Origin of the sequence: Aquidulcibacter sp., from assembly GCF_044346625.1 — a bacterium.
In the GTDB taxonomy this organism is placed as follows: domain Bacteria; phylum Pseudomonadota; class Alphaproteobacteria; order Caulobacterales; family Aquidulcibacteraceae; genus Aquidulcibacter.
Genome location: NZ_JBIIYV010000041.1, coordinates 1 through 20628 on the forward strand (window position 1 = coordinate 1; position 20628 = coordinate 20628).

General features: G+C 56.7%; 18 protein-coding genes and 2 tRNA genes. 8 read left to right on the plus strand and 12 right to left on the minus strand.

Going from position 1 to position 20628, the window contains the following annotated elements:
* Positions 1-504 precede the first annotated feature (504 nt).
* Genes ACIQ20_RS10920 through ACIQ20_RS10930 form a run of 3 tightly spaced genes read left to right on the plus strand, consistent with a single transcriptional unit; the run spans position 505 to position 4198 of the window.
* Positions 505-1269, plus strand: coding sequence for an ABC transporter ATP-binding protein (locus ACIQ20_RS10920; RefSeq protein WP_395780223.1), 765 nt, complete (start codon positions 505-507; stop codon positions 1267-1269).
* A complete protein-coding gene (locus ACIQ20_RS10925; RefSeq protein WP_395780225.1) occupies positions 1266-2915 on the plus strand; it encodes a hypothetical protein in 1650 nt (549 codons plus the stop codon). Before ACIQ20_RS10920 ends, ACIQ20_RS10925 begins: the two co-directional genes overlap by 4 nt.
* Positions 2916-2920: 5 nt before the next feature.
* Positions 2921-4198: a DUF445 domain-containing protein gene (locus ACIQ20_RS10930; RefSeq protein ID WP_395780227.1), complete on the plus strand. Its 1278-nt coding sequence runs from the start codon at positions 2921-2923 to the stop codon at positions 4196-4198.
* 3 nt (positions 4199-4201) lie between these two features.
* Here ACIQ20_RS10930 and ACIQ20_RS10935 read toward each other — a convergent pair whose 3' ends face one another.
* The 5 genes from ACIQ20_RS10935 to ACIQ20_RS10955 form a co-directional block, all read right to left on the minus strand.
* The gene (locus ACIQ20_RS10935; protein WP_395780229.1) at positions 4202-5035 is read right to left on the minus strand and encodes an MBL fold metallo-hydrolase; all 834 of its coding nucleotides are present in this window, start codon (positions 5033-5035) and stop codon (positions 4202-4204) included.
* On the minus strand, positions 5032-5805 hold the full coding sequence (locus tag ACIQ20_RS10940; RefSeq protein ID WP_395780231.1) for a TatD family hydrolase: 774 nt from the start codon (positions 5803-5805) through the stop codon (positions 5032-5034). Before ACIQ20_RS10940 ends, ACIQ20_RS10935 begins: the two co-directional genes overlap by 4 nt.
* Positions 5806-5814: 9 nt before the next feature.
* Complete coding sequence (locus ACIQ20_RS10945; protein WP_395780233.1) at positions 5815-6870, minus strand: DNA polymerase III subunit delta'; 1056 nt, start codon at positions 6868-6870, stop codon at positions 5815-5817.
* On the minus strand, positions 6867-7499 hold the full coding sequence (tmk, locus tag ACIQ20_RS10950; protein ID WP_395780235.1) for a dTMP kinase: 633 nt from the start codon (positions 7497-7499) through the stop codon (positions 6867-6869). Before tmk ends, ACIQ20_RS10945 begins: the two co-directional genes overlap by 4 nt.
* Before the next feature lie 90 nt (positions 7500-7589).
* Positions 7590-8747 (minus strand): septal ring lytic transglycosylase RlpA family protein, encoded by a 1158-nt coding sequence (locus tag ACIQ20_RS10955; protein ID WP_395780237.1) that lies wholly within the window; start codon positions 8745-8747, stop codon positions 7590-7592.
* A gap of 232 nt (positions 8748-8979) precedes the next feature.
* Here ACIQ20_RS10955 and ACIQ20_RS10960 point away from each other — a divergent pair.
* Together ACIQ20_RS10960 and ACIQ20_RS10965 are read left to right on the plus strand one after the other, a co-directional pair.
* Positions 8980-9069, plus strand: a tRNA-Ser gene (locus ACIQ20_RS10960).
* Positions 9070-9241: 172 nt separating this feature from the next.
* Positions 9242-10942, plus strand: coding sequence for a class I adenylate-forming enzyme family protein (locus ACIQ20_RS10965; protein ID WP_395780239.1), 1701 nt, complete (start codon positions 9242-9244; stop codon positions 10940-10942).
* An 11-nt stretch (positions 10943-10953) separates the two neighbouring features.
* Here ACIQ20_RS10965 and ACIQ20_RS10970 read toward each other — a convergent pair whose 3' ends face one another.
* From ACIQ20_RS10970 to ACIQ20_RS10980, 3 genes are read right to left on the minus strand one after another with little or no spacing between them, the layout of a single operon-like run.
* Entirely contained in the window at positions 10954-11640 is a 687-nt protein-coding gene (locus ACIQ20_RS10970; protein WP_395780241.1) for a peptidylprolyl isomerase, read from the minus strand.
* Between the two features lie 35 nt (positions 11641-11675).
* Positions 11676-12851 (minus strand): isovaleryl-CoA dehydrogenase, encoded by a 1176-nt coding sequence (locus ACIQ20_RS10975; RefSeq protein ID WP_395780243.1) that lies wholly within the window; start codon positions 12849-12851, stop codon positions 11676-11678.
* 50 nt (positions 12852-12901) lie between these two features.
* Positions 12902-14098, minus strand: coding sequence for a glycoside hydrolase family protein (locus tag ACIQ20_RS10980; RefSeq protein WP_395780245.1), 1197 nt, complete (start codon positions 14096-14098; stop codon positions 12902-12904).
* A gap of 149 nt (positions 14099-14247) precedes the next feature.
* Between ACIQ20_RS10980 and ACIQ20_RS10985 the strand changes: the two genes are divergently transcribed.
* Complete coding sequence (locus ACIQ20_RS10985; RefSeq protein ID WP_395780247.1) at positions 14248-15219, plus strand: peptidylprolyl isomerase; 972 nt, start codon at positions 14248-14250, stop codon at positions 15217-15219.
* Here the strand turns inward: ACIQ20_RS10985 and mgtE are convergent.
* The 3 genes from mgtE to ACIQ20_RS11000 form a co-directional block, all read right to left on the minus strand.
* Positions 15209-16594, minus strand: coding sequence for a magnesium transporter (gene mgtE / locus ACIQ20_RS10990; protein WP_395780249.1), 1386 nt, complete (start codon positions 16592-16594; stop codon positions 15209-15211). The two genes, ACIQ20_RS10985 and mgtE, sit on opposite strands and share 11 nt — an antisense overlap.
* Before the next feature lie 94 nt (positions 16595-16688).
* A tRNA-Leu gene (locus ACIQ20_RS10995) sits at positions 16689-16773 on the minus strand.
* Positions 16774-16864: 91 nt separating this feature from the next.
* The gene (locus tag ACIQ20_RS11000; RefSeq protein ID WP_395780251.1) at positions 16865-17137 is read right to left on the minus strand and encodes a FliM/FliN family flagellar motor switch protein; all 273 of its coding nucleotides are present in this window, start codon (positions 17135-17137) and stop codon (positions 16865-16867) included.
* A gap of 31 nt (positions 17138-17168) precedes the next feature.
* Between ACIQ20_RS11000 and lipB the strand changes: the two genes are divergently transcribed.
* Complete coding sequence (lipB, locus tag ACIQ20_RS11005; protein ID WP_395780253.1) at positions 17169-17882, plus strand: lipoyl(octanoyl) transferase LipB; 714 nt, start codon at positions 17169-17171, stop codon at positions 17880-17882.
* Between the two features lie 57 nt (positions 17883-17939).
* Positions 17940-19073, plus strand: a complete 1134-nt coding sequence (locus ACIQ20_RS11010) for a DUF1176 domain-containing protein (protein ID WP_395780255.1) — start codon at positions 17940-17942, stop codon at positions 19071-19073.
* Between the two features lie 14 nt (positions 19074-19087).
* Here the strand turns inward: ACIQ20_RS11010 and gatB are convergent, their stop codons facing one another.
* Positions 19088-20581 carry an Asp-tRNA(Asn)/Glu-tRNA(Gln) amidotransferase subunit GatB gene (gatB, locus tag ACIQ20_RS11015; protein WP_395780257.1) on the minus strand — a complete coding sequence of 498 codons (1494 nt, stop codon included), beginning with the start codon at positions 20579-20581 and terminating at the stop codon, positions 19088-19090.
* Positions 20582-20628: the final 47 nt, after the last annotated feature.

Genomic DNA, 20628 nt, shown 5'->3' on the forward strand with positions numbered 1-20628 from the left:
CTCCAATCGACCAAGTTCGCGCTTGCTCATAACCACCAATCCCATGACACCCATCCACATCTATCTCAAAATGAGAGGGTGACACATCTACTTTGCTAAAGGGTGACATTATCGCTTTGCGCGTACACATCGTTTTCGCATAATATATGTTATGGGACAAAATACTCAATAGGTCGGCGTGGCAGTGCGCCCTGACTCCAGCTTTGACTGCGACAGTTGCGGGCTGATTCACGAACATTAATTGCAACTATGGGCCTCCCGTGTTGCTGAAACGCAGCCCCACAGCACTGCGCCGAAATCGCCGTTAAGACTTCGACTTGGCCAAACCTTAGCGCGTTAAGGCTTGGCGGGATATCGTTAGCTGCCTTTACACAGCCAATCGCCGTATTTCCGGCTGCATTGCCCATAATGATTCATGGGTTTGAAACACCCAATCGGCTAGAAGCGTGTGCCTGTCTTCGAACCTTGCACGTTGGACTAGGTGATTGAAGAACAGGACCGACTATGAGCACCCATCCCCTACCCGCCCTCGAGATCAAATCGTTAACGAAACGGTTTGGCACTAAGACCGCAGTCTCGGACTTTAACCTGACTCTGGCGCCGGGTTCATTCTACGGGCTTTTGGGTGCCAATGGGGCTGGTAAGACCACGACAATGCGGATGATCGCGGGGCTACTGCAGGCCGATGAAGGCAGTATTTGTGTGTTTGGTCATGATGTGTCGAAAGACCCAAAGGCGGTTAAATCCATCACTGCTTGGCTTCCTGATGAGCCTTTGCTCTATGACAAGCTCACCCCACTTGAATATCTGGAATTTATCGCAGGCCTCTGGTCGGTTGAAGGCAGTGTGGCGGAAAAGCGCGCTGAGGAATTACTGCGCTGGATGGACTTATGGGAAGAGCGCGACAAGCGGTGTGAGACCTTCTCACGCGGCATGAAACAAAAGACCGCCTTAGCGGGCGCGCTGTTGCATGATCCCAAGCTACTTTTGCTCGATGAGCCATTTTCTGGCCTCGATGCGGCGGTCGCCCGCCAAGTCAAAGAATTGTTGGTCGAAAAGACCAAAGAAGGTGCCACCATTGTTCTCACAACCCATGTGATGGAGATCGCTGAGCGTTTGGCCGAGCGGGTAGGGATCTTCCACCGCGGCCGCTTGTTGGCCGATGGATCCTTGTCAGACTTGCGCGCCCAAGCTGGGCAAACTGACGGCAGTTTGGAAGACATCTTCATTCAACTGGTGGATGACGCCTCTGTGGGAAGCCCAGCATGATGCTCGATCGCCTGTTTGTGCCCGGCAGCATCCTTTGGCTCGCCCGCCATCAAATTCGCCTGTCGTGGCGGCTTGGTAGACTTGGCAAAAAAATGCCGAGTTGGGTAAAGCCGGTTTTTACGATCTTATTTGTGGCTTTCCTAAGCTTTAGTATGGGTTATGGGATCGCAAAGACCTTTGAGGCTGCCGCTGGTGATTACAAACAGATCAGCTCACTTGCTGGGGCGGTCATCCTTACCTTGATGATCTCTGGCATTTCGATGAATTTGATGGGGTCGTTTATGACGATTACGGAGAAGGGGGATTTAGACCTCCTGCTCTCCTCCCCTATTCCACCGCACCGCTTTGTGGCTGCCCGTCTGATTTCGTCAGCTTGGCGCGGCTTTTGTATTTATGCGGGGTTTGCAACGATCTTTTTTGGCGCTTCGATTGTGATGATCTCACCGATGTTTGCCTCAATCTACGTCGTGGTTGCCGGTTTCGCGATCCTTGACGCCGCCCTCACCTACATGATCGCACGGCAAGCCTTGTTATGGTTTGGCCTTAGAAACGGCCGCCGCGCGACCATCACCCTTGGCGCTGTTGGCGTTATGGTTGGCCTTATTGGCTATCAAATGGTGTCTAGTTCCGGCAGTCTCGGTCGATTAGCCGCCAAGGCAGACGATCCAAATGCCATTCTCGTTGTGCTCCATGATTGGATCGTCCAGCTCACCTCAAACCTAAGTTGGCTGGGCGGCACCATTTTAGGCGATTGGCTGGGTGCGCTTGTCTTCCTCGTCGCAGGGGCAGTGCTCTCTGCTGCGGTCCTGCATTTTGCTGGCAAGCGTTACGATCAAGATGTCGCATTTCTCAATGGCCAAAATGACCATGCGCCTCACAAAGCGCGCAAAGCGCATGCCCAACAATTCCGCCGCCCAGCTCTTGTTATGGTCTTCCATAAGGAATGGTTGGGCCTAACTCGTGACCCTTTGTTTGTCAGTCAGTTAATCGTGCCTCTTTTCACTATGGTGCCCTTTTTGGGCTTTGTGTGGAACGCGATTACCAATCCGGAAGAACAAAGCGAGATGGCACCTGTTATGGGAGCGATGTTCGCGGCCATCACCGTGTTCAACGTGACCATGCTGACTTCCAGCCTTGCGTGGCTGACAGCCTCTGTCGAAGAAGCCCGCGACTTGTTACAGGCCAGCCCCTTGGACCCTAAAATCATTCTGCAAGGCAAGGTTTTGGCGGCCAGTGGTCCAGCCATCATAGAGCTTTTGCTTGTAGCCGCCCTTGTTGCTTGGGCTTGGCCAGTGGCGGCCCTGACGATCTTGGTGATGGGGATAGCAACGTGCGCTGGGGCTTGCGTGATTGAGTTTTCGCGCCCTCGGCCAACCAAACGGCCAAAAATGACTCAACGGCCCGATCGTTCCTTAGTCACCGTCCTGTTTGGCCTAGGCCTTGGTATCCTTTGGGCTTGTGCTGCCGGCCTCGCTGCCGCTAATATCCTGTGGTGGTTATTGCCCGCAGCCTTGGCAATCACCATCTCTTATATGGCATGGGCAACCCGTCCACGTGACCTTAGCTCTATACCGGTGTCGCAGCCCTTGGTCGCCGTTTCTGTTGGCAGTCCTGGTGGGCCTTGGCAAAGGCTGGATCAGACTTAACCTCTATGGCAGATAAACAGCCCGTGTCGACGCTCATGCAAGAAGATCCAGCCATTGCCTATCGGCGCATGAAGCGTGTGGCGACTGGGCTGTTTCTGGCCATGACGTTGTTGTTCGTCGTCACGAAATTTTTCGAAGCTTCCAGCCCGATTTTACCCTTCGTGCGCGCCTTTGCTGAAGCCGCCATGGTGGGTGCACTGGCCGACTGGTTTGCCGTAACCGCCCTATTCCGCAGACCCTTAGGTCTTCCAATCCCGCACACCGCCATTGTACCAAGGTCCAAGGACCGGATCGGCGCAGGGTTGGGTCGCTTTATCTCGCGCAACTTCTTGCAACCTGATCAAGTTCAGCGACGCTTGAAGGATTTGGACCTTGCCGGCAACACGGCCGCTTGGCTGACCGAGGGCGACCGCGCACGCCGCGTCGCGCAGGGCATTGCTGGGGCCGTCCCCCGTATCTTGGGCCTCTTAAACGAAGGCAAGATCGCCACGTGGCTACAGACGACGCTGACAGAGCGGCTGCGCAATGCTGATATCGCTCACCTCTTGGCTGAGGGCTTGGACATTTTAATCAAGGGCGGCCGACACAAAGCCATCGTTGATCTGATCATCTTCCATGCCGACCTAGCGATACATTCCGAAGAAAACATGTTCCGCACGCGGGTGTCGGACAAAATGGACTGGCTGCCCAAGCTATTCTCGGTCGATGCCGCGGCCTCAGACGCGTTGCTGACCGCGATCAAGGACACGCTGAAAGACGCGGCCAAAGACCCCAATCACTCCATTCGCACCCGGATTGACGAAGCGCTGTCTCATCTGGCGCGCGACTTGCGCCATGACCCAAACTTGCGCGATCAACTCCAGCGCTGGGTGCGTGAAGTGTCCGATCATCAGGTCGTGAGCACCTATGTCACCAATGTCTGGAGTGACCTTAAAAAGACCCTCCGCGAACAATCACCTGAAGAAACCGACCGCCTCAGCAATGCCATTGCAGCTGGCCTAGAGGATTTGGCCCGCGCCATTGAGCGCGATGACGAGCTTCGCGAAAGCCTCAACCAGCGCTTGAAATCATGGGCGGTTGAGCTTGCTGATGCCCAAGGCGCTGGCGTCGGCACCATGGTGGCCGAAACCATCCAAGGCTGGGACGCACGCACCGTCGTCGATCAAATCGAAGCCGCCGTGGGCCGAGACCTGCAATATATCCGCATCAGCGGCACCGTCATTGGCGGCCTAGCCGGCCTAACCATTCATACGATTTCGATTTGGTTGTTTCCGGTGAAATAGCCATCAAACCGCCAACTCAACCACCATCCCATCCACCGCCGGCACGATATGGGCGGGCAAGCTCGCAGCCAAAGCCGCGTAGTCCAGATCAATATGCATATTCGTCAAGATCGCTTGTTTGGGCTGGATTTCTGCGATCCACTCAAGGCTCAATTCCAAGTGTGCATGGCTTGGGTGGGGCGTGTGGCGGAGGGCGTCGACGATGAAGAGGTCGGCGCCTTTGCAGGCATCTAAGCTTGCTGGGGGTAGGATTTTGCAATCATTGCAATAAGCGACGGAGCCGAAGCGAAAGCCGAGGCTGTCGATTTCGCCATGATTTTGGGCGAGAATCTGGAAATCCAAAGCGCCGCCTAGGCCTTGAACAGTCAGAGTTTGCCCCGGCAAGGGCATCTCATGGGCATCTAACAAGGCTGGATAATGACTGCCGGGCGGGGTTTCAAAAATATAGCCAAAACGGCGGACCAGATTTTCCCGCGTGTAGGCGTCCATAAAGGTCGGGATGCGCTTGCGCTGATGATAGACTATGGCGCGCAGATCATCGATCCCATGGCTCTGGTCGGCATGGTCGTGGGTGTAGAGCAGCGCGTCGACATGGCTGACCTTGGCTGCCAGAAGTTGGGTGCGCAGGTCGGGCGAGGTGTCGATCAAAACAACCGTCGACGTCTCGTGGCTATAGGTGCCTTGATAGGCCTCAACCAAAAGGCTGCAGCGCGTGCGATAATTGCGCGGATCGTCTGGGTCACAAGCCCCCCACTCCCCGCCTACGCGTGGCACGCCACCCGAAGAACCGCAGCCTAGAATGGTGACCCGAACATGGGTTGCTTTGGCTTGGGTCATAGGATGGCCTTATCGAACAAAGCAAAGAAGTTCCGATCGGCAAGGTCAGCAAACTCGCTAGCTTCAATTCCATAAAAATCAGCAAGATATTGGCTAACATGGGGCAAAAAGGCTGGCTCATTCCTGCGTCCCCGCATGGGGATGGGCGCAAGATAGGGGCAATCGGTCTCAATCAAGACGCGGTCCAAGGGCACAAGGCGGGCGGCTTCGCGTACGTCTGTCGCATTCTTAAAGGTCGCAATGCCGGAAAAGGACACATAAGCCCCAAAGGTTAAGCCACGCTGTAGCAGGTCTAAGCCGCTGGTATAGCAATGGAGCAGGATCTTGAAGGCGCCCTTGCCCATTTCCTCTTCCAAGATCGCGGCTGTCAACTCATCGGCTTGGCGGGTATGGACGATGAGGGGCAGACCGGTTTCGCGGGCAGCCTGGATATGGGTGCGAAACACCGCAATTTGGGCGGCCTCTGCGCTATAGCCATAGTGGAAATCAAGCCCGGTCTCACCAATGCCAATCGCTTTAGGGTTTGCGCTTGCGGTGACGAGCTGGTCAGACGTCAAATCTTGATAATCATCGGCATAATGAGGATGCACGCCCACGCTGTGCCAAACGTTGGCGCGTGGGGCAGAGATTGCTTCAATGGCGGGCAGCGAGGCCATCTTGTCGCAAATGGTCAGCATGGCATGGACGCCCGCCTCTGCGGCGCGCTCCAAAACCTCGTCGAAATCTTCGGCAAAGGATTCGTGGTGCAAATTGACGTGACTATCGATCATGGCGCTTCTCTAATGGATCGGTGCCAAGTCTGCACGGATGGCACGCAGCGCCTCTAGGGTTGCCAAACTGCGGTCTAGATTAAGGGCCTCGACCTTGGTTCGCACCGCGCGCACATGGCTCCACGCCTTTGCGGCACCATCCGTGCCAGCCCCTGCGGCAAGACGCGCCAGCAGCACGCTTTCGCCCGGTTCAATTTCAGATATCTCAAGGCCAAGCCCGGCCCGGCCGGCACGCGCCAGCCAATCCTCCATCATATCAAAGACGGCATAAAAGCGGTCCGCATCGCTGCAGGCATCCGCCAAAGCCAAGGCTTCATCCAATGGCGCGCGCGGCAGGCCGGACAAATGACGCGACAAGGTGCCATAGAGTTTCGCCGCCCCCAATGCCGCTAGGGCTCGTGCCCGACCCGGCCGTCCTGCCCCTAGAGCTCGCGTAGTGGCATCACTATCGGGCAGTGCCTTTGCCATGGCCTCCTCGGATAAACAGCATAGGTCCAGCCTGCGACAGCGCGACCGCAAGGTCGGCAATAATCGGCCGGGTGCATGGGCGAGCAAGATCAAGGTCCCGCCCGGCGGCGGTTCTTCCAACGTCTTCAAAAGTGCATTGGCAGCGTTTGAGCTCATGTCGTCGGCGCAATCGACGATGCCAACCCGCGCGCCCCCTGCCCCGTCCGCTGTCATCGTAAAAAATTGCGTCAGGTCACGTATGGCAGCAACCGTGACATCGCGCTTAATCTCGCCCTTTTCAGGATCAAGCCGCGTCGCGGTGCGTAAATCAGCGTGAGAGCCTTGGGCGATCTTGCGGCTGACTGGATCGTCTGGCGCACTGGCCAGTGGGCTTGTGGCTTCGTGGGCCGCGCCTAACAATCTGCGCGCGAACCGATAAGCCAAGGTAGCCTTGCCGACGCCCTTAGGCCCCGTAATCAGCCAGGCATGGTGCGAGCGGCCGCCCAAAAGACTGGCTGCCAGTTCTGCTTCAGCGGCCTCATGGCCAAAAAGCTTAAACACCGCACGAGGATGGGGTGAGCCGGGCTCTTGATCGGGACCGGGTGTTTCTTCGCTCATGACAGGCTCAAGCGCGCGACCAACAGGCGCCAAGCCGCTTCGGCCAACAAATCTGGTGTCACTGACGCATCTAAAACGCCACAGCGCTCTGGGAATCTCTCAGCAAGTTCCAAATAGGCGGCCCGCAAAGCAGTATGAAACGCAAACGCCTTGCCCTCAAAACGATCTTCGGTCCCACGCCGTGCTGCGGCGCGCTTCAGGCCGATCGCTGGGTCGATGTCGAGAATGAGCGTCAGATCAGGCTGGGTTTGTCTAACAATCAAGGCATCAAGGGCCTCAACGGCCTCGCGCCCTGCCCCGCCCGCTTGGCCTTGATAGGCTCGGGTGGAATCTGAAAATCGGTCACAGAGCACAATGGCACCGCGCTTTAAGGCTGGACGGATCAGGCGTTCTAGATGGTCTTCGCGCGCTGCGAAAAAGAGACAGAGCTCTGACAAAGCGGTCCAACGATCGGCTGCCCCTGTCACCAAAAGGGCGCGAATGGCCTCCGCCCCCGGCGTTCCCCCAGGCTCTCGCGTTAGGACGACCTCGTGTCCAGAAGTTTCCAGCCGCGTCTTAAGCGTGGTCAGCAAGGTGGTCTTCCCTGCCCCCTCGCCGCCTTCCAAAGTGATGAAATGGCCGCCTGTCATGCTTCAAGACCCATCTGCTCTCATGGTGCAGACAGAAGTGACCCGCCCGCCCGCTCTAAGCAAGGGCCTTGATGCAGTCTTTGTCGGTCTTTAGTTGCGTGACGCCATAACATGGGCCCCACTAACGCCCAACCCTGTCACCGATTCCGCCAATGCACCAGCTTCGGCTTGATTTTCCAGCGGGCCAATCAAGATCCTAAACAGACTCGCACCTGAGGCGGTTTGGGTTTCCACGATTTGCGCAGGGCCGACGTCCGATACGCGGCTCAACGCACGCTCAGCATTTGCCCGACGCGAAAAAGCGCCCGCCTGCACGTAAAGGCCAGAAACCACATCATCGGAATTCACTTGGGTGGTCTTCACCGTTGGCGTCGGCTTTGGCGCAGCTAGAGGCGTAAGCGTTGCAGTCTGGACTGGCGTTGGCGCGGGCTTGGTCCATTTCTTCTCTTCACTAGGCGCTGTAAGATTAGCAGTCGTCACCAGCGGTTCAGGATCGGCGGGCCCAATAAAGCGCACCCGTACTTGCGTGGAGCCCTGATCACGAAAGCCCAACAGCGTTGCCCCACGTGCCGAAAGGTCAATCAAACGATCGGATACAAACGGACCCCGATCATTAACCCGCACCACCATCGAGCGACCATTGGTCAAATTGGTCACTTCCACAAGGCTGGGGATTGGCAAAGTTGGGTGGGCGGCGCTGACGATATTCATGTCGAACAATTCGCCATTGGCCGTCGGCTTGCCATGGAAATCGCGCCCATACCAAGAGGCTGTCCCCGTTTCATTATAGTCGGGCTCATGGGTTGGAATATACCACGTGCCATTCACCTGATAGGGCGCGCCAATCTTTTGGAAGGCTGGCACATCAGAAGGGCGCACTGCTGGCGCTGGCTCTGGCGCAGACGCGCGAATAGAAATCGATGTTGCGCGCATCTGGCGTTCCGACGGTGCCGCAACTTTCGGTGCTCGGGTCGTTACAGGCGGCAGGGAAGCCATCTGGACCCGCTCTATCGGTGCGCCTTGGTTGGAAGTCGCAGGACTAGGCTTGGTCGTCACGGTCGCAGGTTTTTGCGCCGCAATGGCGACCTTGCGCACGGGCTTAGCACTCGAAACGACTTCAGTAGACGCAGCTTCGCTATTGATGGTGGTGGTCAATGGACGGACATTAGGTGCGGCAGATGCAGGATGAACTGCAAAACCGGCTGCTAATAAGAGTACGCTGGTCCAAAGTGGCCCCGCTATACCCAAATCAATTATTCTATATTTAAAACAATGCGTAACAACTTGTGTCTTTTGTGCCGAATACCGGACCATTTTATGTCCCACCATATTGGACTGCAGTAGTTTCTGCAGACATTCTTCCCGCGCCGGTTGATCCGACTGCGGGTTGCACTCTACAAGAGAGGTTTGAAACCAACGCTTGGAAATTAGGTCGAATTTTATCGATTTGGCATTTTTCTCAGGCGTGACGTCAAAACGCGGACAGGTGGCCGAGTGGTTTAAGGCAGCGGTCTTGAAAACCGCCGTAGGTGGAAGCCTACCGTGGGTTCGAATCCCACCCTGTCCGCCATTTTTCAAATAGGTTTTGTTCTCTTTGTCGCGCAGACCGCAGGGCGATTCTGCAAACCTAGGGCCGCCCCCCCACTCCCCCCACTTGACCCATTCCCCACAACACCGGATACAATTGGCCAACCAAAGCGGGCAGCCAAAAAGTTCGCAGTCAAACAATTCCGGGGGGCGATATGCACTACACAGAACTCAAGCAAGCTTGGACCGAACTGACTTCTGCCGGGCAGCCCTTCGAGATTGAAGAGATTGACGTGCGGGGCAGCAAGGTCCGCAGTTACAAGCACGCCCCGCCCAATATTCGCGCCGTCTGGCTCTCGACTGTGGCCTTTAGCGACCGGGATTATTTGGTCTATCAGGATGAGCGTATCACTTATGGCCAAGCGCATGAGAAGGTGAATGCCATTACCGCGTGGCTGTGGGGCCAAGGTGTGCGCCGGGGTGACCGGGTTGCCGTGGCGATGCGCAACTATCCCGAATGGATGCTGCTCTATTGGGCTTGTGTCTCGATTGGCGTCGCTTGCGTCGGCATGAATGCTTGGTGGATCACCGATGAGTTGGAATATGGCCTGAAGGATTCGGGCCCTAAGGTGTTGTTCTGCGATTCTGAGCGTCTGGCCCGGGTGATGGAGCGGCCGGATATGGCTGCGGGCATTACGCTTGTGGGCGTGCGCTGCGACACGCTCCCGGCTGGAGTTGTGCCCTATGAAGAGGTAATCGCTGGCGGCGGCGCGATGCCGGAAGTAGACGTTGATCCAGACGATGACGCCTGCATCTTTTACACATCTGGCACCACAGGATTTCCAAAGGGTGCGCAATTGACCCATCGCGGCTGCGTCGCCAATCTAATGAATATGAGTTTCTCGGGCCAGGTCCAAGGCCTTGCCACCCTGCGCGCCAATGGCATTGACCCTGCCAGCGTGCCAGCACCAAATCCGCCGGTTGGCCTGATCACAACGCCCTTGTTCCATGTGACCGCCAATAATTGCGCCGCCTATGTCGCCACGGCGAGCGGTGGCACCATGGTATTGATGTATAAATGGGATGCAGGTGAAGCACTGCGCCTGATTGAAACCGAAAAGGTAACGGCGATGAGTGGCGTGCCGACTATGGCGCGCGAAGTCATCACGCACCCCGATTTTGCCACGACTGACACCTCCAGCTTGCTCACGTTAGGCGGCGGTGGCGCGCAACTTCAGCCCGATCTTGTCGCCAAGATTGATGCCTCTGTCCCCACGGCCAGACCCAATACCGGCTATGGCATGACCGAGACCTGCGGCATCATCACGGCTGTCAGCGCTGACTTCTTCGTCGACAAGCCCGCCAGTTGTGGCCCCGCCATGCCGACCTTTGAAGCCCGCTGCGTCGATGACAATGGCAATTTCTTGCCGGTTGGTGAGATGGGTGAGCTGTGGGTCAAAGGCGCACCGGTCATCAAGGGCTATCTCAACCGGCCCGACGCGACCAAGGAAAGCATCACCGAAGGTTGGCTCCATACAGGCGATGTGGCGCGTATTGATGAAGATGGCTTTATCTTCCTCGTAGACCGCAAGAAGGACATGGTTCTGCGCGGCGGCGAAAATGTCTATTGCGTTGAGGTTGAAGCCGTCGCCTATCGCCATCCTGCCGTCGCCGAATGCTGTGTCTTCGGCGTGCCCGACGACCGCTTAGGAGAGGAAGTGGGTGCCGCCATTCTGGTGCGCCCTGACGCCAGCCTGACCGGTCAAGAATTGCGCGAACATTGTTTGGCCCTGATGGCGAAACACAAAGTGCCACGTTATGTCTGGTTCTTAAGCGAGGCTATCCCCCGCAATGCGTCGGGCAAGTTCTTGAAGCGCGCCCTGAGGGATAGCTTGAAGGTGGATGACGCGCATTAGGGCCAAACCCCTCACCGCTTCTTCTTAGCCTTAATCGCAGACTTCACCGCTGGCTTTGGCTTAGGCGGTGGTGGAGGATCGGTGCGGATAGCGGTCACAACGATGGGCACCACGGGGGCCTTGCCGGGGAATGGGCCGCCGGTAGGTGCACGCTCGACCTTCGCCATGGCCTCCACCACTTCCCAGCCAGCCGTTACCCGTCCAAATACGGCATAGCCCGTTGTGTTGGGTGGGGCCTTAGGATCGGCATTCAAGGACGGATTATCCGCCAAGTCGAAATAGAAGCTGGAGTGACCTGAGTTTAGCGCATCACCGCGCGCGAGCGCGACTGCACCCTTGGCGTGCTTATTGGTCGCCGTTTCTAGTTCGACTGGGCTTAAAGGCGGATAGCGGCCTTTGAACTGGGCGTCCAAGTCGCCGATTTGAATGATAAAGCCCGGCTCGATCCGAAAGAAAGACGCCCCGATAAAGTGATTGGTCTGAAACATCTTCAGCATGTGGGCGCTGGTCTTGGGCGCACCCACAGGGTCCAAAGTGATCTCAATCTCGCCCATGGACGTGTTGAGGAAGATCTTCGGGGCTGGCGTCACAATGGGCACAACTGCGGCGGGCGCTGCAGGTTGCACGGGCGTCTGGGCGAGTGCGGTTCCGGCTATAACCAAGCCCGCGAGTGTTGCGAAAAAAGTACGACGGATCACCTCGGGCCTCTCTCTCTTCCCAATACAAAGAAAACCTAGCTCGCTGTCTCGCCAAACAACTCCCGCCCGATCAACCAGCGGCGGATTTCACTGGTGCCGGCGCCGATCTCATAGAGTTTGGCATCGCGCAAAAGACGGCCTGTGGCATAATCATTGATATAGCCATTGCCGCCCAAGCATTGAATGGCCTCTAGAGCCATCCAGGTCGCCTTCTCAGCGGCATAGAGGATGGCTCCTGCCGCATCCTTGCGCGTGGTCAGCCCACGGTCACAGGCCTTGGCCACGGCATAGACATAGGCACGCGTGGTCGACAGCGTGACATACATGTCGGCAATCTTGCCTTGCATCAGCTGAAACTCGCCAATGGCTTGGCCAAATTGTTTGCGCTCATGGATATATGGAAGAACAACATCGAGGCAGGCTTGCATGATGCCGATCGGGCCAGAGGCCAGAACCGCGCGTTCATAATCAAGGCCAGACATCAAAACCTGCGCGCCCTTGTTCAGAGGCCCCATCAGATTTTCTTCCGGCACTTCGCAATCTTCAAATACGAGCTCTCCGGTTGGCGAGCCGCGCATCCCGAGCTTGTCGAGGCTTTGGGCGACAGAGAAGCCCTTGAAGTCTTTCTCGATCAAAAAGGCGCTTATCCCGCGTGAGGCTGCTTCAGGCTCAGTCTTGGCATAGACGATCAACGTATCGGCGTGTTTGGCATTGGTAATCCAGAACTTGCCGCCATTAAGGACATAGCGATCGCCCTTCTTATCAGCCCGCAAGCGCATCGAGACCACATCTGAGCCCGAGCCACTTTCCGACATGGCCAATGCGCCAACATGTTGCCCTGAAATCAGCTTGGGTAGATAGCGCGCCTTTTGCGCCGCCGTGCCCCAGCGCCGCAATTGATTGACACACAGATTTGAGTGCGCCCCATAGGATAAGCCAACCGAGGCCGAGGCGCGGCTGATTTCTTCCATCGCCACAACATGTTCAAGATAGCCAAGGCCAGAGCCGCCATCGGCCTCGTCCACAGTTATGCCCAACAGGCCGAGGTCACCCAGTTTTGGCCAAAGGTCGCGCGGGAATTCGTCGCTGCGGTCAATCTCGGCGGCACGCGGGGCAATCTCTGCGGCGGCAAAGCGTTCGACGGTTTCACGAATAGCATCGGCGGTCTCACCGAGGTCGAAATCGAGGCTGGGATAGGAGTTTCTAAGCATGGCTTACCATGCGCGAGCCTGCCTGCGAGTGCAAGCAAAAGGGTAAGCATTTAGGGCAGTAACGCTGTCTCGTCGCCGCCTTCTGGGCCACGGGCCAAGAACACTGCAGAGGTCCCAACCGCAACAAAACCAAACGCAGCCGAGAGGATCGCTATGATCCCCTGCAGGCTAATGGGCTTCCCCTCAGGTTCTGGCGTTAGCGCACCCATAAGATGGGCGAACCATAAGCCGCCAGCCAGAAAAACGGCCCCAACTACCAGCATAGCCCAAGTCAGCGCCCGGGTAGATGCAGCTGGCTCAAGCACGGGTGGCCGTGCGATTTCGACCCCCCCTGGGGCCATTGCCTCAGATGCTGGTTCGAGTTCTGGAGCCCAGGGCGCTAATGTGCGCAGTCCATCATTGGCAGGCACGCGCTGGCTTTGATCCAACTGATTAGCCGCGATACCATCTTCATTTGGGAAAGGCACCAAGACAGGATCAGCCACAACGGCCACTGGGGCTTCATTGCTTTGTTCTGTTTGGAGTTCAGCAGCAATGACAGCATTAGGCTCTTCAAGGGGCGCGTCCGCCTTCAGTTCAGGCGATGGGATCGCTTCTGTCAGGACTTTTACAGGTTCGGCTATCTCGGCTTTAGATGGCTCAGGCAGCCAACTTGGCGAGGGATCGGTTGCAATCGTGGCCCCATCTGCACCGACGCCGAAAGCAACGTCACGCGGATCAGAGGCATGGGATAGCAATGCTGCCGTATAATCAATTTCCGGGCTCAAAACCGAGCTAGGCGCGGCGGGGCGTGGACCTAAAGGTTCTAGGAACAGAGCAGCCTCAGCAGCCCTGCGACGAACCAAAGCATCAATCACCAAAACGCGGCCATTTACCCGAGCCCGACGCCACGCATGCATGGCAAGGGCGGCCGCAATAGGTTGGCCTTGGTTCAAATAGCGCAGCACGTCGCAGGTCGCGAAGTTTGACACGCCAATGTTGAACGCAAACGACACCAAAGCGTCGAATTGATTTTGATTTAAGGGGGTCAAAGCCGACTGGCGCACCATATCTTCGACGGGACGCAAATCCCAACGAAGCAAGTCTTCTGCTTCCGCGCGCGAGACCGACAGGCCCTCACGTGCTGTTGCGACATGGCCAAAGCCCAGCGTCCACCGCCCGTCGGGGGTTTTGGCCGCACGTGCACGGAAGCCTTCAAAACTGGCTATCAGGTCCAATGCAGCGCGAGACGCAGTGAGTCTGGACATTTTTCGTTCCAAAAAGAGACGGATTCCGCCCGGTGAGGATGGCTGTGCAGGATTGATGCCGTTTTTGTCCACAAGGCTGCTCGACAAGCGGGGGGCAATCCTGCACCTTTGCGTCATCGACAAACGACACATCAAGCAAGGATCAGACCATGTTGGGCAAGCGGACGAGCCTTTTTCAGCGCGCTTTGGGGATTGGGGCGCTGGCTCTTGTGGTTTGTGCAAGCCCGGCGCTCGCGCAATCCACGCCACGTGCGCCGGCGAAACCTTGGAGCGCCTTGACCAGTGCTGAGTTGATCAGCGCAGCGCCGAATGACGCTTGGGCCAAACTTGATCAAAGTCGCCTGCTTTATCTCTCTTTCGAGCCAACCCAAGCAGGCGCGCAGACACCTGCCCGTGTGATCATCCTGCTGGCCCCAGATTTTGCGCCCAATCATGTGCTGGCCTTGGATGAAATGCTGGCCAAAGGCTTCTTCAACGGCCGTAACATTGTTCGGAGCCAAGACAATTACGTCGTCCAATGGGGCGATGGTGCGGCTGCAACCGCGCAAGGCTTTGCTGGGGGACGGATGGTTGCGGAGTTTGACCGTACCTATGGGACTGAGTTCACGCCGCTTGAGCTGAAGGACGGCGACGTCTATGCGCCAAAAATTGGCTTCTGGCGCAACTGGCCAGTGGCCTGGGACCCGAAGGCCAAGCGCTATTGGTTGCCCCATTGCTATGGCATGGTGGGGGCAGGACGCGACGAGGCAGCCGATTCAGGCGGCCCTGCTGAACTCTACGCCGTCAATGGCCACAGTCCGCGCGCGTTGGACCGCAATGTCACGCTTCTCGGCCGGGTCGTCGATGGCATGGATCAGTTTGCGACTTTGCCGCGCGGCAGTGAGGCAATGGGCTTTTACACCTCTGGCCAAACCAAGCCAAAGATCATCAAAGCAGAATTAGGCTCCAGATTGCCAGCCACTGAGCAGGTAAGCCTTGAGGCTTTGCGAACCGATCACGCGATTTATGCTGAAGTCCTTGAAAGCCGCAGGAACCGCCGCGATAGCTGGACCAAGTTTAAAGCAGGCAAGCTAGAGCTGTGCAATGCACCCCTGCCCGTGCGGATCAGCGCTAAAGAATAATCAGCGTCGCGAGGCCTAAGAACGCCACAAATCCCACCATATCGGTGACAAAGGTGACAAGCACGCCGGAAGATACAGCAGGGTCTTGCCCCAAGCGCTTAAGCGTTAGCGGGATCAAAATGCCTGCAAGGCCTGCAACCGACAAATTCAGCAGAATCGCCAAAGCGATGGTGACGGATAACAGGACGCTTTGGAACCAAATCAAGGCCACACTCGACAAGAGCACGGCGAAAACGGCGCCATTGACCAATCCTGTGATCATCTCACGCAGGATGATCCGGCCCGAATTACCCGGTGTAAGTTCTCGCGCCGCCAGCGCGCGAACGGCAACGGCAACAGTTTGGGTACCCGCATTGCCACCCATGGAGGCGACCATTGGCATCATCACGGCAAGCGCCACAATCTTTTCGATGGAAGCTTGGAATTTGCTGATCAGCACGGACGCGATCAATGCTGTCACGAGATTGATCACCAGCCAAGGCAAACGCGACTTAACCGATGCCCACACCGAGTCGGCGGTTGACGCATCGCGCACACCGGCCAGTGCCAACAAGTCCTCCTCGTTTTCGTCCTGAATAACGCGCACGATGTCGTCGACGGTGATCATGCCGGTCAAACGACCGCTGCGATCGACCACAGGGGCTGAAATCAAGTGGTATTTTTGGAAGGCGTGGGCCACGACTTCTTGGTCGGTCTCTGGATCGACTATGATCTCAGGCGCTTCCATCAGGTCTTGCAGCAGCATGGTGCGCTTGGCCCGCATCAGCTTTGAGACTGGGATAGCCCCAATCGGCCGCATCGCAGGGCTAACGACATAGATATCGAAGAAGAGATCGGGCAAGTCCTCGCCCGTCTTGCGCATGAAGTCGATGGTTTGCCCAACATCCCAATGCTGTGGTGCGGCCACAAACTCCCGCTGCATCAGGCGGCCAGCAGTTTCCTCATCAAACGAAAGCGCGCCTTCAACGGCCACGCGGACATCATCAGACGCCGCAGCAAGAACTTCTGCGCGGTCTTCATCATCCAATTCGGCTACAATCGCGGCCGCGTCATCGGTATCGAGATCATCTAGCTTTTGCGCCAGCTTGCTGGCTGGAATGAATTCCAGTGCAAATTCGCGCAATTCATCTTCCAGTTCCGCATAGACTTCTGCGTCGAGGTCTTCGCCAATCAGCGTGAAAATCGTCCGCGCGGTTTCTTTGGGTGCGTTTTGCAGAAGCTCTGCAACGTCGGCAGGGTGCATAGGCAGCAACAGCCGACGCAGCAACGGCCCGTCATGATCGCCAGCGGCCCCGATCACCTTAACAGTAATCAGGCGGTCTGGCCCGTGATCAGGATTAGTGGGGTCGACCCCCAGGGCTTTTAGATCGTCCATGACTGTCACTTTCCGTCATGTCGTTAGCCCCTAAGTTTGCTTGCCTGTATCATCATGCTGGTAGCAGATACAGGCAATAAAGCCATCTTTCCGTTGGTGTGCCCAAGAGGACTCGAACCTCCACGGGTCTCCCCACTAGCACCTCAAGCTAGCGCGTCTACCAGTTCCGCCATGAGCACGTTCCGGAAAGAGCGGCGCTTTTAGTAGAACACGCCGCCAATGTGAAGCCCTTATGCCTGCATCTTGCCAGTTCCAAACAGTAAAGGACTGCTAGGGCCCTGCGAGATAGTCATAAACATCTGCCTCGCCGGTGATTTCAACCGAAATCTTATCGTCATCAAGCTGGATGTCGCCGCGGGCCACTGGGTGGTTATTGACCAGAACCCAAACCGGATCATTGGGCGAAGCCGTCAAAGGAATAACGGCACCGCGACCCATCCGGAGGAGCTGGTGCATGGGCAAGGAAGATCGTCCGACCAAGACCGAAATTTCGACCATGACCTTTTCAATCTGCGAGGGGGGGTGTTCACTATTATCTGTCACGGGACTAGATAGAACCCATGAGTGTTGGGACTTGGTTAACGCGCGTAAAGATACTGCAAATACTGGAGAAATTGACGTGATTGAATGGGCTGTGTCGGAAAAACCGGTCGAGTATGAGGCCGCAGTGGCCTTTATGGAGGCTCGTGCCGCCGAAATTGCTGCAGGAACAGCGAATCAATTGGTGTGGCTACTTGAGCACCCGCCTTTATATAGCGCCGGCACAAGCGCGAAATCTTCAGACCTGTTACCGGGCGCCAGCTTCCCAGTGTTCAAAAGTGGTCGTGGTGGTCAATACACCTATCATGGGCCCGGTCAGCGCGTTGCTTATCTCATGCTCGATTTGCGCCATCACAAACGTGACGTGCGCGCCTTTGTCCAATCGGTTGAAAATTGGGTGATTGATGCGCTGGCGCAATTTACCATCAAGGGCGAGTTACGCTGTGGCCGGGTCGGTGTTTGGGTGGACCGCACACATCCTGGCTTTGCCCGTCACGAGGATAAGATAGCCGCCGTTGGCTTGCGGGTGAAAAAATGGGTCAGCTTTCACGGCATCAGCCTGAATGTGGAACCGGACCTCTCTCACTTTGACGGGATTATTCCTTGCGGGATCCAAGAAGACGGTCTCGGTGTCACGTCTTTGGTCGATCTCGGCCATCCGGTCACATACGCCGAAGTCGATGAAGCTTTACGCCAAACCTTTATCGCTCGCTTTGGCGCAGTTTCCGCTGTCGATGCGCCCTGTTGAAAAGCGTGCTTGGAAAGCCATTGACCTTGAAAAACTTTGGCTGATAAGCCCGTGCTGATGAACACACGCACCGCCAGACCGCTTCTCTTATCTTTCGTTTTGGCAGGCCTTTTCGTGATGCCTGTGCAAGCCCAAAGCGTGCCGAAGGATTATCGCGATTGGAGTGTGAGCTGCAGCAATATCAAGACCTGCACAGCGGTTTCCATCTCAGGTCTGAATGAAATGGGCGTCAGTGCCCGCCCGCGTGGTGTTCGGGCCGAAACGGAAATGGGTTGGCTTTGGTTGGAGCTTGAGGCAGGTCCTGCCGCTAAGCCCAGGATCATCTATTCTGCCATGTATAGTTCAGCCCAGCCGACGCCCAAAGACGGCAGCCTGCGCATCGTTGGCCGAGACGGGCGACCCTTGGCAAACGGAAATTTCCTCCTCACACCCGATGAGAGCGGTGCGAGCCTATTGCCGAGCGCTGATGTGGATCGGTTCATCGCATTAGCCAAAAACGGCCATGCGGTGGTCTATTCAAGCGGTGCAAACCGCCAAGTGCAGTCCTTCGCCAGCCTGTCAGGATTTGTGGCAGCACTGCGTGCGATTGAAGCGGCGCAAGGTCGAACGGGAACTGCAGCGGCCTGGATAGATAAAGGTAAGTTGGCGCGAGATCGCGTGCCCCCTGCTCCGGCGGTCCCAAGCATCAATGCCGTTGCCTTTACGAAGCTATCGGCCCGAACCAATGTGCCCAAATCCGTGCGCGATAGCCGCAAGGCCGAATGCGATGACAGCGAGCGTTATGACCCAGGCGGGCAAGGCATTGAGGGCTTTAGTCTGGGCAAGGGCCGGATCCTGTGGTCGGTGCCCTGTGGGGCTGGTGCTTATAATGCGTGGTCGAAATTCTACCTGCAGCAAGGTAACGCCGCCGTGGTGCCTTATCCCTTCCTTGGTCCTGAACGCGCTGCGTCGGACGAAGATGCGCACAGCCTCGTCAATGTCAGCATCGAGCCAGAGACAGGGCAAATTAGTGCTTTCTCAAAAGGGCGCGGCATTGGGGATTGCGGAACCGCGGAAACCCATACTTGGGACGGTACGCGCTTTGTATTGACCACTATGATCGAGATGAACGCCTGCAGCGGACTGTTGCCCGACCTCTGGCCGCAACGCATCAAGACCGAAGTTGTCCTGCCTGCCAAAGCAAAACGCTAAGAAGACTGGGACGCTTAAAGCCCCAACTTTGCCTTGATCACGTCATTGATAACAGCAGGGCTGGCCTTGCCGCCAGTTGCCTTCATCAATTGACCAACCCACCAGCCTAGCGCCTTTGGCTTGGTGCGGGCTTCTTCCACTTTGTCGGGATTAGCTGCGATCAAAGCGTCAACGGTCTCTTCGATTAGGCCCGTGTCTGTCTCTTGCTTCAGGCCTTCGCGCTCCACAATGACCAAAGGCGCGTCGCCCGTTTCGATCATGCGCGGGAAGACCTCTTTGGCGATCTTGCCATTGATCGTGCCATTGCTGATCAGATCGACCAATTCGCCCAAACGCTCTGCCGAAACAGGGGTTTGGGCCAAAGACTTGTCATGCTTATTGAGCCAGCCGAACAATTCCACCGTCATCCAGCCATTAACCAGTTTGGCATCACGGCCCTTGGCAGCGGTCTCAAAGAAGTCTGCCGCGTCCTTATCAGCGACCAGCACAGCCGCATCATAAGGCGACAGGCCGTAATCAGCCTTGAAGCGCTGCTTCTTGGCATCGGGCAGTTCAGGTAGGCTTGCTTTGATCGCGTCCACCCAAGCTTGATCCAGCTCTAAAGGCAACAAGTCTGGGTCTGGGAAATAGCGATAATCATGCGCATCTTCTTTTGAGCGCATGGAACGGGTCTTGCCGGTCTTCACATCAAACAAGCGGGTTTCTTGGCTGATGGAACCGCCATCTTCCAAGACCTCAATCTGACGATGCGCTTCATAATCGACCGCCAAGGCCACATAGCGGGTCGAGTTCACATTCTTGATTTCACAGCGCGTGCCAAAGGGCGTACCGGGCTTGCGGACCGACACATTGACGTCTGCCCGCATCGAGCCTTCATCCATATTGCCATCGCAGGTTCCCAGATAGCGCACCAAAGCCCGCAGTGCTTTGAAATAATTGGCCGCTTCTTCGCTCGACCGGATGTCGGGCTTGGAGACGATTTCCATCAAGGCACAGCCAGAGCGGTTCAGATCGACATAAGTGGCGCGGGGGTCGAGATCATGGATCGACTTGCCGGCATCTTGCTCTAAGTGAATGCGCTCAATGCGGATGGGAACCGTCTCGCCATTATCGCAATCAACGTTCAATGTGCCCTCACCCACGATTGGGTGGGCGAACTGGCTGATTTGATAGCCTTGTGGCAAATCGGGATAGAAATAATTCTTCCGATCAAACCGGCTCCACAAATTGATCTTGGCCCCAAGGCCAAGGCCCGTACGCACCGCTTGTTCAACGCAGAAGCGGTTCAATACCGGCAACATGCCAGGCATGCCCGCATCGACTAGGCTAACGTGTGCGTTTGGCGCGGCACCGTAAGAAGCACTCGCCCCGGAGAACAGCTTAGACTGCGCACTCACCTGCGCATGGACTTCAAGCCCCACAATAATTTCCCAATCACCGGTGGCCCCAGCCACAAGTTGGTCAGGACGGGCGGAGCGGATATCAAGGTCATTGGCGAGTGTGGTCATGATGTCTTCATAACGGGGCTGAGCGGTTTGGCAAAGAACGCAAAACA